The organism is Sphaerimonospora mesophila, from assembly GCF_001417795.1.
In the GTDB taxonomy this organism is placed as follows: domain Bacteria; phylum Actinomycetota; class Actinomycetes; order Streptosporangiales; family Streptosporangiaceae; genus Sphaerimonospora; species Sphaerimonospora mesophila.
Window position 1 is genome coordinate 1 of the sequence record NZ_BCBX01000021.1, and the last position, 725, is coordinate 725.

General features: G+C 57.2%; 1 rRNA gene. It reads left to right on the plus strand.

Annotated features, from left to right (window positions below):
- Positions 1 to 77 precede the first annotated feature (77 nt).
- Positions 78 to 725 (plus strand): 23S ribosomal RNA (locus tag AP234_RS37725); the annotation flags it as partial.

Below are 725 nucleotides of genomic sequence, written 5' to 3' on the forward strand. Positions count from 1 at the left end.
GGGTGTTTGGTGGTGGGGTGGGCTGGTTTTTCTGGTTGTTGTTTGTGAATTGCATAGTGGACGCGAGCATCTTTTGTGGCCAAGTTGTTTAGGGCACACGGTGGATGCCTTGGCATCAGGAGCCGATGAAGGACGTGGGAGGCTGCGTTAAGCCTCGGGGAGTCGCCAACCAGACGTTGATCCGGGGATGTCCGAATGGGGAAACCTAGCACCAGTCATGTGGTGTTGCCGCCGTCTGAATGTATAGGGCGGTTGGTGGTGACGCGGGGAAGTGAAACATCTCAGTACCCGTAGGAGAAGAAAACAATAGTGATTCCGTGAGTAGTGGTGAGCGAAAGCGGAGGAGGCTAAACCGTGCGCGTGTGATAGCCGGCGGGTGTTGCGTGTGCGGGGTTGTGGGAGCCTCTGGGGGAGACCGCCGTCTCCTCAGGCAGTGATAAATCGGTGTGGTAGTCGAACGTTCTGGGATGGGCGGCCGGAGACCGTGAGAGCCGGGTAGGCGAAATCATGCCGACTGTTGGGGGTTGTCCCGAGTAGCACGGGGCTCGAGGAATCCTGTGTGAATCTGCCAGGACCACCTGGTAAGCCTAAATACTTCCTGATGACCGATAGTGGACGAGTACCGTGAGGGAAAGGTGAAAAGCGCCCCGGTGAGGGGTTGTGAAATAGTACCTGAAACCGTGTGCCTACAAGCCGTGGGAGCGTACACAGGGTTCGCCTTGTGT